Consider the following 14,558-nt stretch of genomic DNA (forward strand, 5'->3'; position numbering starts at 1 on the left):
AATATGCAAGCAGCGAATGCGCCTATCAACAAAGACGCACTAAACGAAATACTCGAAATGCATTGGATGATGGATATGATCCAGACTGTGGATGTAGGCATTGTTGTGTTCAACCGCCAGTTTGAAGTAAAGGTATGGAATGGATTTATGGAAGCACACAGTGGCTTACTGCCTTCCGATGTACGTGATAAAGCCTTGTTTACTTTGTTTCCGGATATATCCTCAACATGGCTCTCTCAAAAGGTAAAAAGCGTGTTCGATTTACGCACTCGCGCCTTCGTAACGTGGGAGCAACGCCCCTACTTATTTAAGTTTAGAAACTACCGCCCCATTACCAGCAATGCACCATACATGTATCAAAATCTTGTATTTTCCCCATTGGTATCTGCCACAGGAAAAGTAGAACATGTGTGTATGATGATTTATGACATGACCGACGCTGCCTCTGCCAAAAAGCAGCTATTATCGCTACAGGTTAAAGAAGCGGAGCAAAACGAAACGAAGCGCTAGTCGCATGGCAATTGCTTTTTCATCGTTGCCGTGTGGCTGATTAAAAGTTGGTCTGTGAATTGCTAACCCCTCGTTAAGATTTCCTTATTCTAACGAAGGGTTTATGCAAGCGCGCATGCACTTTTATTTTTTTAGCCTGATAGTAGTGGTTTTACTTACTGGGTGTGGGTCCGGTGGCGGAACAAATGACTTGCCTGCGTCTCAAACCCAAGAGGTACTGGTAAACGCTGGTGTGAATTTGAGTGTGTCCGAGGGAGAGAGTGGGCAACTCTCAGGAGCGGCAAGCGGCGGGACGCCCCCCTACACCTATACATGGACCGCGCCAGAAGCAATCGCGTTAAGTCAAACTGATAATAGCAATGCAGATGCGAGCTTTGTCGCCCCCACCTTGATACAAAGCACCAGTTACACGCTAACGCTTGAGGCTCGCGATAGCAATGGTTCGGGCGGACAAAAATCTATCACTCTAACGGTTGAGCCTATAAATCTTCTGCCTGTTGCACAAATTACCGCCAATAACCTAGCTGAATATGCTGCTTTAAGCTATCCGGTGAACACCGAAGTGACGCTGGATGCATCCAGGAGTTTTGATGAAGATGCACCACGCGATTTGCCGGAAATTGCCGCTTACAATTGGCAACAGCTTGCCGGTAGTGACGTTTTGCAAGGCGCAAACACCACAAGCTCAAGCTTAAGTTTTATTACGCCTGTGACCATTGAACCAATGCAAGCTGAATTTTTGTTGACGGTGACTGACCAAGAGGGCGCGAGCGCTAGTAGTCAAATAAGCCTCTCATTGCTTGGTGAAAGAGGCACCTTGCCGTTAGTGAATGCAGGAAAGGCAATTGCAGTGTTTTCGGGTGAGCAGTTGTCACTATCTGGAAGCGTTAGCAGTTTATCGCCGAATGCCGCACCGTTTGCCCTTGAGTGGCAACATGACTTCAGCGAAGCGATTGTCATAAACAATGAACGTACTCTGGGCACCTATGCGCTGGCGCCAATTGTGTCTGAGCCTACACCTATCAACTTTACCTTGACTGCGATAGACAGCTTCTCAAATAGTGCAGCGGATACTCAAACCTTTACGGTCTACCCCCCACAAAAAGGAGTAGTCAACGACAGCGGCGTCACGTTAAGCACAAGCTCTAACCTTATTAGCGAAAACTATGCGCCAGACTATGCCGGTCAAGATGCGCAGTACGGTGCAGACAGGCAGCAAGTCACGGGCTTAATAGATAAAATTGGGCATGGGCAAGCAGGCTTTGATTTCACTAAGCTTAACGCCAATGGTGATCCCATTGGACATTTGGAAGATTCCTTTTCATGTGTTCGCGACAATACGAGCGGTTTAGTTTGGGAGGTGAAAAGTATTTCGGTCAGCGAGCCTGGCGCTAATTCACATCTTTTCACTTGGTACTCAGAAGAAGAAAATGGTGGCTTTGAAGGTGAATTAAACCTAGGTAGTGAACGTTGTGCGCTGACTAGCGGGCAATGCAATACGCAAGCTTATGTAGATTATGTCAATTCGGTCGGTTTATGTGGATTCTTCGACTGGCGTTTACCTAACGTGTATGAGCTACGGTCAATTGTGCACTATGGAAAATCGAATGCGCCATTCATTGATGATGACTTCTTTGCCAATGCATTGCCTAACGATTCAGCTTCAATATCACTTTGGTATTGGACATCACAGTCAAGTGCTGACGGCGTTAGTGAAGAGCTTGCTCGCACTGCCTGGGCAATCGACTTTGGCAGCGGCCTCGACAGCTTCTTAAATAAGGCAAACGAAGCACATATTCGTCTGGTTAGAGCGGGAAGAAATACACAATGAAATACGCATTTTTAATATCAAAGAGATGGGTTTTAGTTAGCTGCTGGGCGGTTTTGGCTTTAAGCAGCCTCAGCGTGGATGCGTCAACAGAGTCAATATGCTTGTCAAACATTACTGAAACAAGTGCTGCCGACGATTATGAAGAAGTTGACTCTAACGAAGTTGCTCATATCCCAACAGGCTTAGTATTTACCCGCTGCGCAATAGGTCAAAAGTGGGAAAATGATCAGTGCGTTGGAGTGGCGAGTTTAATGACTTGGCAAGAAGCATTAAATACCAGCCTTGGTTTCGAGCTTAATCAATCAAAGAACTGGCGTTTACCAAACATCAAGGAGCTAAGCGTTATCGTGGAGCGCTCCTGCGTTAGACCGTCCGTAAATACTGAGATTTTTCACAACTCCCCGATTGATGATTTTTGGACGTCTACACCATCTATGCAAAATGCTGAGAATGCGTGGTTTATCTCATTCGCTAACGGCACAAGCTCAGTTAAGAACAAAGATCGCAGCTTGGCGATCCGCATGGTTCGAACGCGCTTACCGACTGAGTGAGCGCGAATCATATAATCAGGCTTACGCAGGTTCTGCTGGGAGTGTTTCGATGACTCTTTTGGCAAGTTGAGATACGAGCTTGCGCATTTTCGATACCGCTTCGCCGTACCCGTCTTTGTCCATTTCCGCCTGCAAATTAAAGCGATGTTTGGTGGTATCCGTCAGTTCCCAAGTGATGTCATTGCTAACAACTTGATTTGGACTGCCTATAAACTCTGCAATCTGAAAATAACCGGTAAAATGGACGTCGCCTTCCTGAGTCGGATAAAAATGCTCAATATGTACGTTAACCACTATGCATTCCGTGCATGAAGAATAAGCAGCGCTATCGCTCAGCGTAGCATTTATATCTGCACTTAGCGCACTGCTGATGCTGTCAGACACTCTATTCGCCCAGCGATGATATTGTGCTATTTGCATGGCGTTATTGCTGTTGACCATGACTAGACTCGATTGCTTTAAATAATCGGGCACATCTACAACCGTCACCTTTGCTTTTGCCACCTTGATCGTATCTGCATCAGCTGAAAGTGCAGTGTCCAATAAATAGTGCTGAGTTTTTGGTAGCGGTTGAACAGACGAGCAGGCAGCAAGACTAAACAATAAGAAAATACTTAACACTCTAACTATCATGGCTTTTTACCTTCTGGCTCAGGGTCGGCAACCGCGTCCTCGCTAAATATAATGGTATTGGGTTTTGCACTGACTTTTTCGATAAAAGGTTGCAAGCTGTCGAGTGTTTCTTGCAGCTTTATTAAATTTGATTCAAGCGCTTCATATGCGGGTGAGCCTGGTTGCATACCACGCAAGGCTTTTTGAGCTTCGGTCATGGTGCGACTGATATTGTCGACCATCTCTTTGGTGGCTTTGACGGTTTCATCTGCTTGCTTCATGGACTGTTGGGCAACAGTCATAGTGTCGTTCAGTGCAGCTATGATTGCATCTAAGTCTAATTCATTTAATTTGCTGAGGAGTTTGTCGGTTTGCTCTAGTATGCCGTCAAAGCCAGATGCACCAACCGGAATAAGGGTATATCGGCCGAACGTTGTGACTTCACTGCCACCCTCTAAGCTCATATCAAGACTGACTTTCATGGCGCCCGTAAGATAATTCGCGCTTTCTATCGTTGCGGCAAGACCATCTTCAATCCAGAGTTCAAATTGGTTTTGGAACCATTCCATACCATAGCTGGCATCTTGAGTAAGCCGTTTTGGCTCAATATGAATAATCACCGGGATGCGCTCTTCCCCCGGATTGATTTGTTGGGTTTGATGAAAGCCTAAATATGGTGTTGCCACGCGCCCTATCCGAATGCCTCTATACTCAACAGGCGTGCCGGCAGTCACACCGGCAACGGAGCCGGAAATGAGCAGTGCAAATTCTAAATATTCATATTCCCGATCTTCGGTAACGCTGGTTTTGTTTGGATAGAGTTTGAAACTTCGTGATTCAGTCACGCGCTGTCCCATACTTAGGTCTTCTGGAACGTCAAACTGCACGCCACCTGCAATGAACGATTCAATTGATGAGAAATCTACACTTAACCCTTCCAGGCCGGTGCTGACCTCAAAGCCGCCAGCATTCCAAAAGAAGGAGTTAGTCGTTACCAGCTTATGATATGGGGCGGTGATGAAGACCTCATAGCTGATTTCACCTGTTTCTACATCAAAGTCGACAGCTTCAACCGCACCTACATCGAATCCCCTGTAAATAACTGGGTTACCAACTCGTAGCGCTTTACCGCCATTGGATGTCAAAGTGAGCTTTAAGCCATCATCGTTGGGGTTAGATATGGGGGGCGTTTCAAGCCCTTCAAATTGTGTGCTGGTTTGATTGTTTTTACCCGGCTCCATCGCGATGTAAGCGCCTGAAAGCAGCGTGCTTACGCCACTTATACCACTAGAACCTATTCGAGGACGCACCACCCAAAACTGGCTGTCGCTGCGCAAAAAGCGCTCCATTTCTCGGTCAATGCTAACGTTGGCAATGACTCGCTCATCGTCTTCACTAAATTGGATGCTTTCAACTAAGCCAATATTAACATCTTTATATTTAACGCGTGTCTTTTTGACCTCTAAGCCTTTGGCGTTTTCAAATGATATGGCAATGTTTACGCCGCTATTTTGCCAAGCCTCATAGACTAAACTGAGTGCAATCAGAATAGCGATAATGGGCAAAGCCCAAATTGCTGAGATAGTCGATTTTCTCTTAATGATAGGCGCTGAAGCAGTTTCATCTGCTTGCTCGGTATTACGTTTTTCGTTGTTCTTTTCAGTGTCTGGATCAGTCATTCATAACCTGTTTAGCGCTCTTTGTGGCGCTTGTACCTGTTGCCATTTTATCCCAAATTAGTCGCACGTCGAACTGTTGAGCAGACAGCATCGTCAGTAATACCACAATTGCGAACGCCTGAACTGCGACACCTGGATGGATAGCGATAATGCCGCTTATTTGCACCAGCGCCACCAGAATTGCGACTACAAACACATCTACCATTGACCATTTGCCAATAAACTCAGTGAGTAAATATAAGTCTGTAAGCTCTTTATATTTCATTGTCTCTCTGACTTTTACACAGTAGCATAGCCAAGCAATGATCAACATTTTTGCCACTGGGATAATCACGCTGGCGGTAAAAATAACAAAAGCAACAAAGTATGAGCCGTGATCAAGAAAAAGCAGCACGCCACCAATAATTGTCGATCCCTCCTCGCTCCCCAATACGTCGGTTTTCATGATCGGATATATATTGGCAGGAATGTAAAAAAGCATTGCCGTTAGCAATAAGGCTAGTGTTTTTTGAACGCTGTTGGGTCTTCGCAAATACAAACGCTTATTACACAAAGTGCAATGCGAATGTTTGCGAACGTCGGTTAAAGATAAGCATCGCGTGCAGCTAGCAAGCCCTAAATCTGAAGCGCGTTTGTGCGATTGTGAAGGCCTGTTGCCCTGTAAATGTGTCGCCGAGTCATGCACCAGAGAACACCTTCTGCGTGTCATGTTTATTCATTCTCACCCAAAACCAAAGTTGACGTTTGCTGACAATGTTACTAATTATCGAAAGCAATATGGTAAAAGCAATGTAGGACCAAAAAGAAATGCCCAGCACCAGCTCAGCCATTTCAATCAATTTAAACAGAGCGACGAGCATGGCGATCACAAAAACGTCGGCCATAATCCATGGTTGTAAGGCTCCTAATAGTTTTGCAAAAAAGACTGTACCGGTTTTGTCAGCGCTGAACATCATTGGGAATAACATCATCAGCAAGCCTGTCAAAAAGATGCCTGGCAATACAATTACGCCAGCAAAAACGAGTGTTGCAATTAAGTAATAACCATCTTCTACAAGCACCATAGGTGTTTGCAACAAGATAATGGTATTGCTTGCTCCGCTTCGCTCCATCGAAAGGAAGGGAAATGATACGGCTAGTCCAAGACAAATGAGCGCGCAGAGTGCATACGCAACCGTCATATCGATAGGGTAGCGCCTGCCAACAAATTGCGTTGTTCCGCATTGAGGACAACAGAGTTTTTCATTGATGTTGAGTTGGCTAGGGAGCGCAATCAAGGTATCGCAGTCATGACAGGCTATGCGCGTGGCTTTTTCATCCATGACTATTTACGGCCTCATTTAGCGTATAGTGTACATGTGAAAAGTATAACCGATCTTAAGGAGATAGAAAGCTCAGCATCTACCTGCAAATCGTCAGTGCGATTTTGGATGGAGATTTGATACATATACGTCTATTTTCGCTACTACTAAAAATAATAACAATTTTGTGGATTCTCATAATGCAGATTAATGGGCTATTTTGCACCTTTAAAGGGTATGCTCTCATTATGAATTAACATTACATTCACATATGGCAAGACGATGAAAAGACGTGAAATGCTTTTGGCCAGCGCATCTTTGCTAGGGCTTAGCGCTATGACTCCTGTAATGGCGGCTTTGCTGGCTACAAAGAGCGGCTCTGAACAAAGCGCCGGTTTCGAGTCAGCTTTTAGCGCGCAAGAACGGGACATGTTAAGTACGATTGTCGATTTACTGATCCCCAAAACCGACACGCCCGGCGCTTTAGAAGCAAAGGTAGATATCTTTATCGATGAGTTGGTCAGTAACTGGTATGGCTCGCAGGAGCAAGCCTATTTTTTAAAGGGCTTTCGAATACTGAATCATCACTGTATTTCGTCATTTTCAAAAGGCTTTCTAGATTGCGATAAACAGCACCAGCTTGTCGCGTTAGAAGATGCGCAGCAAAACGCGCTTGGTTCGCTGAGCGACGGGAAACTTGGACTGGATACCGAGCGGGTGTCAGCTAACCCCAATGATTGGGCGTTGTGGGGCGATAGACCGCGCGCGGGCGGGGCTTTTTTTGCACAGCTAAAAGGGCTTACAGTACTTGCCTACTACACATCAGAACTAGGCGCGACGCAGGCACTTATTTATGATCCAGTGCCGGGCAGTCACGATGGAAATTTTGATTTTGCGAAAGTGAATAAGCACTTTATTAGTTAAAGGTTAAAGCATGACAAACGACTATGATTATGACGCAATTGTTGTTGGTTCTGGCGCCAGCGGTGGTTGGGCAGCAAAGGAGTTATGCGAAGCTGGGCTTAAGGTGATGGTATTGGAGCGTGGCGGGCCAATGGAGCACAGCAAGGGCTATGTCACTGAATTTCAAAAACCGTGGGAACGAGCCCATGACAATGGCGCAAGTGATGCCCGTCGACAACAAGAATACGGGCCTTATGCGAACCACGTCGGCAGTCGAAGCGAGCACTTTTTCGCTAAGTTCAAAGATGCGCCTTATGTGACCGACAAGCACAGTTCTTTTGTATGGGTGCGTCCAGGTACCGTGGGAGGTAAGTCGCTTACTTGGGGCCGTCAAGTTTATCGATGGAGCGATTTAGACTTTGAAGCAAATAAAACTGACGGTCACGGCATTGATTGGCCTATTAGATACAAAGATATTGCGCCATGGTACGAGAGAGTAGAGCGCTATATTGGTGTCTCAGGCTCAAAGGAGAACTTACCTCAGCTGCCTGATAGTGTTTACACGCCAGCGATGTCCTTAAATGCGGCGGAGCTCTTTGTAAAAGACAAAGTGGAAAAACAGTTCCCCGACAGAAAAATCATTATCGGAAGGGTCGCGAATACAACTGAAGCTAAGCCTGAGCAAGGCCGAAATAAATGTCAGTTTCGCAATCAATGCAGTACAGGTTGTTCTTTTGCTGCGTATTATTCATCAGTTAGTGTCTCACTACCGGCAGCAGATAGAACCGGAAATTTAACTATTAGACCGCATTCTGTTGTAAGCGAACTCATTTACGATCACGAAACAAAGCGCGTCTGTGGAGTGCGCATTATTGATGCAAAAAGCAAAGCGTCTTTTGTGCTTAAATCTAAAATTGTGTTTTTATGTGCTTCGACTATTGCCTCCACCCAGATATTAATGAACTCTAAATCAGAGCATATGCCTAAAGGCCTTGGCGGGCATTCAGGTGCGCTTGGCCGTTATCTAATGGATCATACTTGGGGCACACGAATTACAGGCCTCGTGCCCGGCCTGGTTGGAAAAATTGAGCGTGGCCGCAGGCCAAATGGTCTATACATTCCGCGTTTTCGCAACTTGAACGGTCAGCAAGACAAAGATGTCAACTTTTTACGTGGATACAACTTTCAAGGAGGCGCCAGTAGCGAAAGCTGGTGGCAACGGGCTGCTGCGTCTAGCGCAATCGGCGAGCAGTTCAAACTGGATGTGCAAACTCCTGGACCATGGCGTTTAGCTTTGTATGGTTTCGCGGAATGCTTGCCTTATCGCGATAATTATATGACTTTGGATGAGGGTCGCAAAGATCCATACGGTATTCCTCAAGTGCAATTTCACGCATCTTTCAGAGAAAATGAATTTAATGCTGCTGCAGATATGATAAGACAAGGTGAGGCGATGCTCAAAGCCGCAGGTTTATCCGAGATCAAAAGCAATTTAGGTGAGATGCGACCTGGCTTAGCCATTCATGAAATGGGAACCGCTCGCATGGGGCATGATTCGTCTAACTCAGTGCTTAACAAATGGAATCAAGTGCACGATGCGCCAAACGTATTTGTCACAGATGGTGCCTGCATGACTTCTAGCAGTAGCGTTAACCCCACGCTTACGTTTATGGCAATAACGGCAAGAGCTGCAAATAAGGCGGTTGAGTTACTCAAAGCGAAGCAAATCTAGACTCAAACAAACTCACCAAGCAGCGTGTTGAGATACCTGCGGCCTAAATCGGTAACTTGCCAATGAGTGCGGGTTTGTGTCACTAAACCTTTGTCGCAAGCGGTGTTTAGGGTTTGCTGGTCTTTGTCACTAAGCTTGGAAAATGTGAGTTTTTCAAAGTCATCGATTGGGCAGGGCTCAACTAAGCGAAATCGATTCATAAAAAACTCAAAGGCGAGATCGCCTTTTGGGACAACATGTTTTTTGTAGAGATATGACCTAGATAAGTCCATATAGCCTTTAGGATGTTTTACCTTTTCTGTTCTTAAAATATGACCAGAATTTAGGTCAGTTATTTTACCGTGGGCACCACAACCAATGCCGATGTAATCTCCGTATCGCCAGTAATTGAGATTGTGTTGGCATCGATGCTCGGGCAGCCCGTACCCTGATATTTCGTACTGTTCATAGCCATTGGCACTAAGCAATGCTTGTCCTTGTTGTTGAATATCCCACAAAATGTCGTCGTCGGGCAGTACTGGAGGTTTGGATGCGAAAGAGGTGTTGGGTTCAATAGTAAGCTGATACCACGATATATGAGGCGCATCACTTTTCATTGCAGTGCTAAGGTCTTGCATGGCTTGTTCAAGCGTTTGTTTGGGCAGCCCGTGCATAATGTCTGCATTGTAAGAATTAAGACCCAAGCGCTTCGCATAGCTCAAGGCATCGCGGGCTTGACGGGTATCATGAATTCGCCCCAAGATACGAAGATGCTCGGTGTTAAATGATTGTACGCCTACCGATATTCGGTTTATGCCAGCTTGTTTAAAACCTTCAAATTTCTCCGCTTCTACCGTTCCGGGATTTGCTTCCATTGTAATTTCTGCATTTTCTAATACGGGTACACGCTGCTTGATGCCATTTAGTATTTTTTCAATTCCCGAGGGGCTGAATACGCTTGGGGTGCCACCGCCAATAAAAATACTGCCAATGCTTCGCAGCGCACTGTCGTATTTAATCCACTGTAGATCATGCGTTAAATCGTCAAGCAGGTGCGCGATGTACTCATTCTCTGGGACTCCGCTTTTGATTTGGTGGGAGTTAAAATCACAGTAGGGACACTTTTGCACGCACCAAGGGATATGGATATAAAGAGAGAGAGGAGGCATCGGTTACAGCGCGCTTGAAACGTGCTGCATAAGCTGAGTAAGCGCTTTTCCTCGATGGCTTTGGGTATTTTTAATTTGTTTATCTAGCTGCGCCACGGTGCATTTGTGTTCGGGTAAATAGAACACCGGATCGTATCCAAAACCACCTTCTCCCAATGGCTCCTGAGCAATCACGCCATGCCATTCACCCTGACAAATGATGGGCGTTGGATCGTTGCCGTGGCGCATAAACGCAAGTACACACAAAAATTTAGCGTGTCGATGTTTTTTGCCATTCAATTCGTTGAGCAGTTTTTGATAATTACCCACATCATCGCCGTGTTTCCCAGCATAACGGGCGCTGTAAATACCGGGAGCACCATCGAGTGCATCTACTACTAAGCCACTGTCGTCTGCAATAGCCGGTAAGTTAGTTTCACGAGATGCGTGTTTGGCTTTTAGAATGGCGTTTTCAATAAATGTTGAGCCCGTTTCTGCCACGTCGGACACTAAAAATTCGGATTGTGGCACAACTTCAATTTTGTATTGCTCGAACAGGGAGGAGAATTCAGCTACTTTGCCCTTGTTGCCCGTAGCTAAAACAATCTGCTGCATGCTCAGGGGTAAACTCATCTTTTGTGACGCTTTTTGACTTTAGTTACTGGTGTTTTACGCTTAAGTTTGGTTTTAGATTTGTTTTTTGATTTATTCTTCTTAACTAGCTTTGGCGCTTTGTGCTTGGGGCGTAAATCATCGATAACACGCGCTTTGAATGCTTCACCTGTGTAGCGTTCAATCTTACCCACCCATTTATAATCATGCGCTTCAATTAATGAAATGGCGGTGCCTTTTGCTCCCGCTCTGCCGGTTCTACCAATTCGGTGCACGTATACGTCAGCGCCGCGCGGCATGTCGTAATTGATAACATGACTTACGTCAGGAACATCAATACCACGTGCAGCAACATCGGTTGCTAAAAGAATATTTGCCTCACCAGATTTAAACGACGCTAACGCGGCGTTGCGCTTGTCTTGGGGCATTTCACCTTGCAAATATACCATGTTGTATGCATTGAAGAGTTTGTCTTTCAGTGCATGCAATCGCTCACGTGTTTTGATAAATACGATGCACGAGTCAATAGTATTATTGAGGTGATATTCCAGTAGCGCATCTTTGTGCGCTAGGTCATCACATAAGTGATACCACTGCTGCGTCTTCGCCTTTTCTTTACGAGAGGGTGTTGCGTTGAAGATTTTTGGATCATCAAGCAAGTCATTGGCAAAGTTTCTTACGCCACGTCCTTCCAGTGTGGCAGAGAAGAGCATGCTTTGCTTTCGCCATCTTGCTTCGCCTGCAATTTGATTAACAATAGCTGAAAAACCCATATCAAGCATACGGTCCGCTTCGTCCAAAACAAGAGATTCAATGTCTCTGCAGTCAAACGTTTCTTTCTCGATGTGTTCAAACAATCGCCCTGGTGTGGCAACCAAAATATCCACTTGTTGCTCTAAGGTTGCTTTGTCGGTGCCGTAATTAATACCGCCAGTGATCACGCCGCAGGATAAATCGCAGTGTTTAGTGATAGCTTTGGCTTGCTCACATACTTGATTAGCAAGTTCCCGTGTGGGCACTAAAACTAACGCTCGGGCACTTCCTTGCTGATGTTTGGGGTGATCTAGCAGAAACTGACATACAGGCAACAAAAATGCGGCTGTTTTGCCCGTGCCGGTGGGGGCACTGGCTAATATATCATGTCCTTCCATGGCATCTGGAATAACAAGACTTTGAATGCTAGTAGGCTGAGTGTAGCCCATGTCAGCGAGTGCACGACAAAGCGCGTCATCTAACTCTAGTGATTCAAACATGTGCTTATTCCTCTTGCGGTTGCCATTGATTCAGTCATCAGCAATGGCATAAATGTTTTCAGTATTTTGGCGGGGAGTTTACACGAAATTTTGCTTGTATGGATGACAAGATTTACCAGATCATCACTATGCCATCGAGGGTTGGCTGTCCAAAGAGAAACTGCGCCTTAAATCATCCAAGAGGCTGTGCCCTTGAAACATAGAGACTCGGCACCTTGCGAACTTCATTAAAGCGCTTAGCAATGGCCAAATGCTTGTTCTTGTTCTAGCGAAGCGTTTTAACGTTTAAACTTAAGGATTTTAGCACTCGACGCATTAGATGAGACTTCGCCAATGGCGCGTTTATCCTCAGAATTATCTGGAACCTGCGTGATAATATTTGCGTTTTTGCCGGCCAGGTGATTAAGGTGAACACGCATTTTATTAAAAGAGTCGTGCATCATTTTGGTCACCTCCAAACACGAAACAAATGGCTTGTGCTTATTTGCTTCTCGCTTCGCATCAATTTGGAATTGTAGGCCTCGAAGGCGTTTTTGAGATTTTTTCGAGGCCTTCTGTAACGCTTGCTCGATTAGTTGTTTGCGCATTTCTTCAAACTCTTCAGGGGAAGAGTTGTGTAGCTCTTTCATACGATCGAAATCAAAATCTAACTCCGTAGACATATACCTCTCCATTACATCTCAATTTGCACTCAACTCATTGCAATGTACAAGTTTGCAGGAAATATGCCTAAATATATCTTTATGTTTATCAAAAGCTTACTACTTCCTCGCAGTGTGCACCTGTGAAAGTGTAAATAAAGTTGACACCGGCCATCGCTTTTTGTTCTGTGTTAATTAACCTCAACTCGGGATAAGCGACAGCGCCAAGTAGTGCTAGTTTAATAAATACATAGTTAAAATAAGCATTTGCACTATCGCTTATCCCGAGTTGAGGTTAATTAAAACAACAACCGGGTTCGAGCTTGGCTTGTAAGATACTCAGAAGATATTCCAAAGGCAGTTTTCCTTAAGGTGTAGGATTTTAGGTGTGAAGCAATACCAAATTATTGAAGTGCGTTTGATATTGATTCGAGGCGAGCCTTTCGGATAGCGTCTCTTATTTCAGAGCCTTGCAGACCCTGCTTGACGAATGCTTGAGCATCAATGCTGCCAAGGCTGTCCAGTAGATTTAGCCACAACTCCTGTTGAGGATAGGCTTTGCTTGCAAAGTCTTTTCGTCCTAAAAAGTCGCATTTGCAGGCATCTAGTAATAGCTTGAACCTATCTTTGCGCCTAAATGCATCTGCTTTTTCAAAAACATTTATAATCTCTTCAGCGGACTTTTCTTGGACTCGGTGGATCACGCTATGGTGCTCGCTGACCAACAGGGCCAACTCTTTGCAATCATTGGGCACACTCAAGCGCTTGCTGCATGCTTTGATGGCGCTTAAGCCTAAGTCATCGTGCCCGTGATGAGAGGGCCACTGGGTAACATCCGTGAGGGCTTTGCCGTAGTCATGGGTCAATGCTGCATAACGCACAGCAAGCTTAGTTTTGGCAAGGGCAGCTTGTTTAATAACCATCATGGTGTGCAATCCGGTGTCAATTTCAGGGTGCCATTTGCTTGGGTTCGGTACTCCCCACAATACATCCAACTCTTTAAACCAATAGCTAAGCGCGTTCACTGACTTTAAGGTGGTGAAATACACCTGAGGATCGTTTTCCATCAAACTTTTAGCAGATTCTTGCCAAACGCGCTCAGCGCTTAATGTCTCTAGCTCGCCGCTAGTAGACAAGGATCGCATTAGATCGAGCGTTTCACTGGCAATACCAAATCCTAGATAGTGATAGCGCGCCGCAAAACGAGCGACTCTTAACACGCGAAGAGGGTCTTCACTAAAAGCATCGCTTACATGTCTAAGAATTCTATTTTTGAGATCTTTTTGGCCACCGAAAGGATCGATAATATTGCCCATTTCATCCTGCGCCATGGCGTTAACTGTGAGGTCTCGCCTTAACAAGTCTTGCTCTAGGGTAATTGAACTTGACGTATCGCACTCAAACCCCGTGTAGCCCGTACCTTTTTTACGTTCGGTCCGAGCGAGGGCGTATTCTTCTTTCGATTTAGGATGTAAAAATACGGGAAAGTCTTTGCCAACCTGCACAAATCCCAGGTCTAACATTTGTTTTACCGTTGCGCCCACTACCACGTAGTCGCGCTCTTTTATTGCGCGACCAAGCAACTGATCTCTGACAGCTCCGCCAACTAGATAGGTTTTCAAATGCTTTTGACCTTTATTATGTGCATTGCTGATTATCTCTCAGGCAAAGCTTATGAACAAATACTAATTCTATTTAAACCGCGTAGGCGTTAAGCGCATTTGATATCTTATCGAAGGAAAAGTTGAACAAACTAGACAGTCATTGACTCAAAGCGCTTATCTGATACCGTTACTGCAATAGACA

At 45.3% G+C, this 14,558-nt stretch carries 14 protein-coding genes; 5 read left to right on the forward strand and 9 right to left on the reverse strand.

Annotation, left to right across the window (positions count from 1 at the left end; genetic code table 11):
• Positions 1-3 precede the first annotated feature (3 nt).
• The 3 genes from PN836_RS17490 to PN836_RS17500 all read left to right on the forward strand — a co-directional run bounded on the left by PN836_RS17490 (position 4) and on the right by PN836_RS17500 (position 2,892).
• Entirely contained in the window at positions 4-510 is a 507-nt protein-coding gene (locus PN836_RS17490; protein WP_395345730.1) for a hypothetical protein, read from the forward strand.
• Positions 511-625: 115 nt separating this feature from the next.
• Positions 626-2,341: a DUF1566 domain-containing protein gene (locus PN836_RS17495; RefSeq protein WP_395340759.1), complete on the forward strand. Its 1,716-nt coding sequence runs from the start codon at positions 626-628 to the stop codon at positions 2,339-2,341.
• A gap of 74 nt (positions 2,342-2,415) precedes the next feature.
• Positions 2,416-2,892: a DUF1566 domain-containing protein gene (locus tag PN836_RS17500; RefSeq protein WP_395340760.1), complete on the forward strand. Its 477-nt coding sequence runs from the start codon at positions 2,416-2,418 to the stop codon at positions 2,890-2,892.
• A gap of 21 nt (positions 2,893-2,913) precedes the next feature.
• Here the strand turns inward: PN836_RS17500 and PN836_RS17505 are convergent, their stop codons facing one another.
• The 4 genes from PN836_RS17505 to PN836_RS17520 are packed head-to-tail and all read right to left on the reverse strand — an operon-like array spanning position 2,914 to position 6,505.
• Positions 2,914-3,525 (reverse strand): PqiC family protein, encoded by a 612-nt coding sequence (locus PN836_RS17505; protein ID WP_395340762.1) that lies wholly within the window; start codon positions 3,523-3,525, stop codon positions 2,914-2,916.
• Positions 3,522-5,183 carry an intermembrane transport protein PqiB gene (gene pqiB / locus PN836_RS17510; RefSeq protein ID WP_395340765.1) on the reverse strand — a complete coding sequence of 554 codons (1,662 nt, stop codon included), beginning with the start codon at positions 5,181-5,183 and terminating at the stop codon, positions 3,522-3,524. Before pqiB ends, PN836_RS17505 begins: the two co-directional genes overlap by 4 nt.
• Positions 5,176-5,892: a paraquat-inducible protein A gene (locus PN836_RS17515; RefSeq protein WP_395340767.1), complete on the reverse strand. Its 717-nt coding sequence runs from the start codon at positions 5,890-5,892 to the stop codon at positions 5,176-5,178. Before PN836_RS17515 ends, pqiB begins: the two co-directional genes overlap by 8 nt.
• Positions 5,861-6,505, reverse strand: coding sequence for a paraquat-inducible protein A (locus PN836_RS17520; RefSeq protein ID WP_395340769.1), 645 nt, complete (start codon positions 6,503-6,505; stop codon positions 5,861-5,863). Before PN836_RS17520 ends, PN836_RS17515 begins: the two co-directional genes overlap by 32 nt.
• A 261-nt stretch (positions 6,506-6,766) precedes the next feature.
• Between PN836_RS17520 and PN836_RS17525 the strand changes: the two genes are divergently transcribed.
• Together PN836_RS17525 and PN836_RS17530 are read left to right on the forward strand one after the other, a co-directional pair.
• Positions 6,767-7,408, forward strand: coding sequence for a gluconate 2-dehydrogenase subunit 3 family protein (locus PN836_RS17525; protein ID WP_395340772.1), 642 nt, complete (start codon positions 6,767-6,769; stop codon positions 7,406-7,408).
• A gap of 10 nt (positions 7,409-7,418) precedes the next feature.
• The gene (locus PN836_RS17530; protein ID WP_395340774.1) at positions 7,419-9,119 is read left to right on the forward strand and encodes a GMC family oxidoreductase; all 1,701 of its coding nucleotides are present in this window, start codon (positions 7,419-7,421) and stop codon (positions 9,117-9,119) included.
• A 2-nt stretch (positions 9,120-9,121) separates the two neighbouring features.
• Here the strand turns inward: PN836_RS17530 and hemW are convergent, their stop codons facing one another.
• The 5 genes from hemW to PN836_RS17555 form a co-directional block, all read right to left on the reverse strand.
• A complete protein-coding gene (gene hemW, locus PN836_RS17535) occupies positions 9,122-10,267 on the reverse strand; it encodes a radical SAM family heme chaperone HemW (RefSeq protein WP_395340776.1) in 1,146 nt (381 codons plus the stop codon).
• 3 nt (positions 10,268-10,270) lie between these two features.
• Positions 10,271-10,879 carry an XTP/dITP diphosphatase gene (locus PN836_RS17540; protein WP_395340779.1) on the reverse strand — a complete coding sequence of 203 codons (609 nt, stop codon included), beginning with the start codon at positions 10,877-10,879 and terminating at the stop codon, positions 10,271-10,273.
• Entirely contained in the window at positions 10,876-12,111 is a 1,236-nt protein-coding gene (srmB, locus tag PN836_RS17545; RefSeq protein WP_395340781.1) for an ATP-dependent RNA helicase SrmB, read from the reverse strand. The genes PN836_RS17540 and srmB overlap by 4 nt, the downstream gene beginning before the upstream one ends.
• A 278-nt stretch (positions 12,112-12,389) precedes the next feature.
• The gene (locus tag PN836_RS17550; protein ID WP_395340783.1) at positions 12,390-12,773 is read right to left on the reverse strand and encodes a DUF3135 domain-containing protein; all 384 of its coding nucleotides are present in this window, start codon (positions 12,771-12,773) and stop codon (positions 12,390-12,392) included.
• Between the two features lie 383 nt (positions 12,774-13,156).
• Positions 13,157-14,374 carry a multifunctional CCA addition/repair protein gene (locus tag PN836_RS17555; RefSeq protein WP_395340785.1) on the reverse strand — a complete coding sequence of 406 codons (1,218 nt, stop codon included), beginning with the start codon at positions 14,372-14,374 and terminating at the stop codon, positions 13,157-13,159.
• Positions 14,375-14,558 lie beyond the last annotated feature (184 nt).

The organism is Ningiella algicola, from assembly GCF_028401415.2.
Taxonomy (GTDB): Bacteria; Pseudomonadota; Gammaproteobacteria; order Enterobacterales; family Alteromonadaceae; genus Glaciecola.

What these genes read in the sequence shown, in the direction of transcription:
- PN836_RS17490 (WP_395345730.1), top strand. Translation starts at nt 4, where the DNA reads ATGCAAGCAGCGAATGCGCCTATCAACAAAGACGCACTAAACGAAATA.
- PN836_RS17505 (WP_395340762.1), bottom strand. Translation starts at nt 3,525, where the DNA reads ATGATAGTTAGAGTGTTAAGTATTTTCTTATTGTTTAGTCTTGCTGCC.
- srmB (WP_395340781.1), bottom strand. Translation starts at nt 12,111, where the DNA reads ATGTTTGAATCACTAGAGTTAGATGACGCGCTTTGTCGTGCACTCGCT.
- PN836_RS17520 (WP_395340769.1), bottom strand. Translation starts at nt 6,505, where the DNA reads ATGGATGAAAAAGCCACGCGCATAGCCTGTCATGACTGCGATACCTTG.
- hemW (WP_395340776.1), bottom strand. Translation starts at nt 10,267, where the DNA reads ATGCCTCCTCTCTCTCTTTATATCCATATCCCTTGGTGCGTGCAAAAG.
- PN836_RS17530 (WP_395340774.1), top strand. Translation starts at nt 7,419, where the DNA reads ATGACAAACGACTATGATTATGACGCAATTGTTGTTGGTTCTGGCGCC.
- PN836_RS17495 (WP_395340759.1), top strand. Translation starts at nt 626, where the DNA reads ATGCACTTTTATTTTTTTAGCCTGATAGTAGTGGTTTTACTTACTGGG.
- PN836_RS17515 (WP_395340767.1), bottom strand. Translation starts at nt 5,892, where the DNA reads ATGACACGCAGAAGGTGTTCTCTGGTGCATGACTCGGCGACACATTTA.
- PN836_RS17540 (WP_395340779.1), bottom strand. Translation starts at nt 10,879, where the DNA reads ATGAGTTTACCCCTGAGCATGCAGCAGATTGTTTTAGCTACGGGCAAC.
- PN836_RS17525 (WP_395340772.1), top strand. Translation starts at nt 6,767, where the DNA reads ATGAAAAGACGTGAAATGCTTTTGGCCAGCGCATCTTTGCTAGGGCTT.
- PN836_RS17550 (WP_395340783.1), bottom strand. Translation starts at nt 12,773, where the DNA reads ATGTCTACGGAGTTAGATTTTGATTTCGATCGTATGAAAGAGCTACAC.
- pqiB (WP_395340765.1), bottom strand. Translation starts at nt 5,183, where the DNA reads ATGACTGATCCAGACACTGAAAAGAACAACGAAAAACGTAATACCGAG.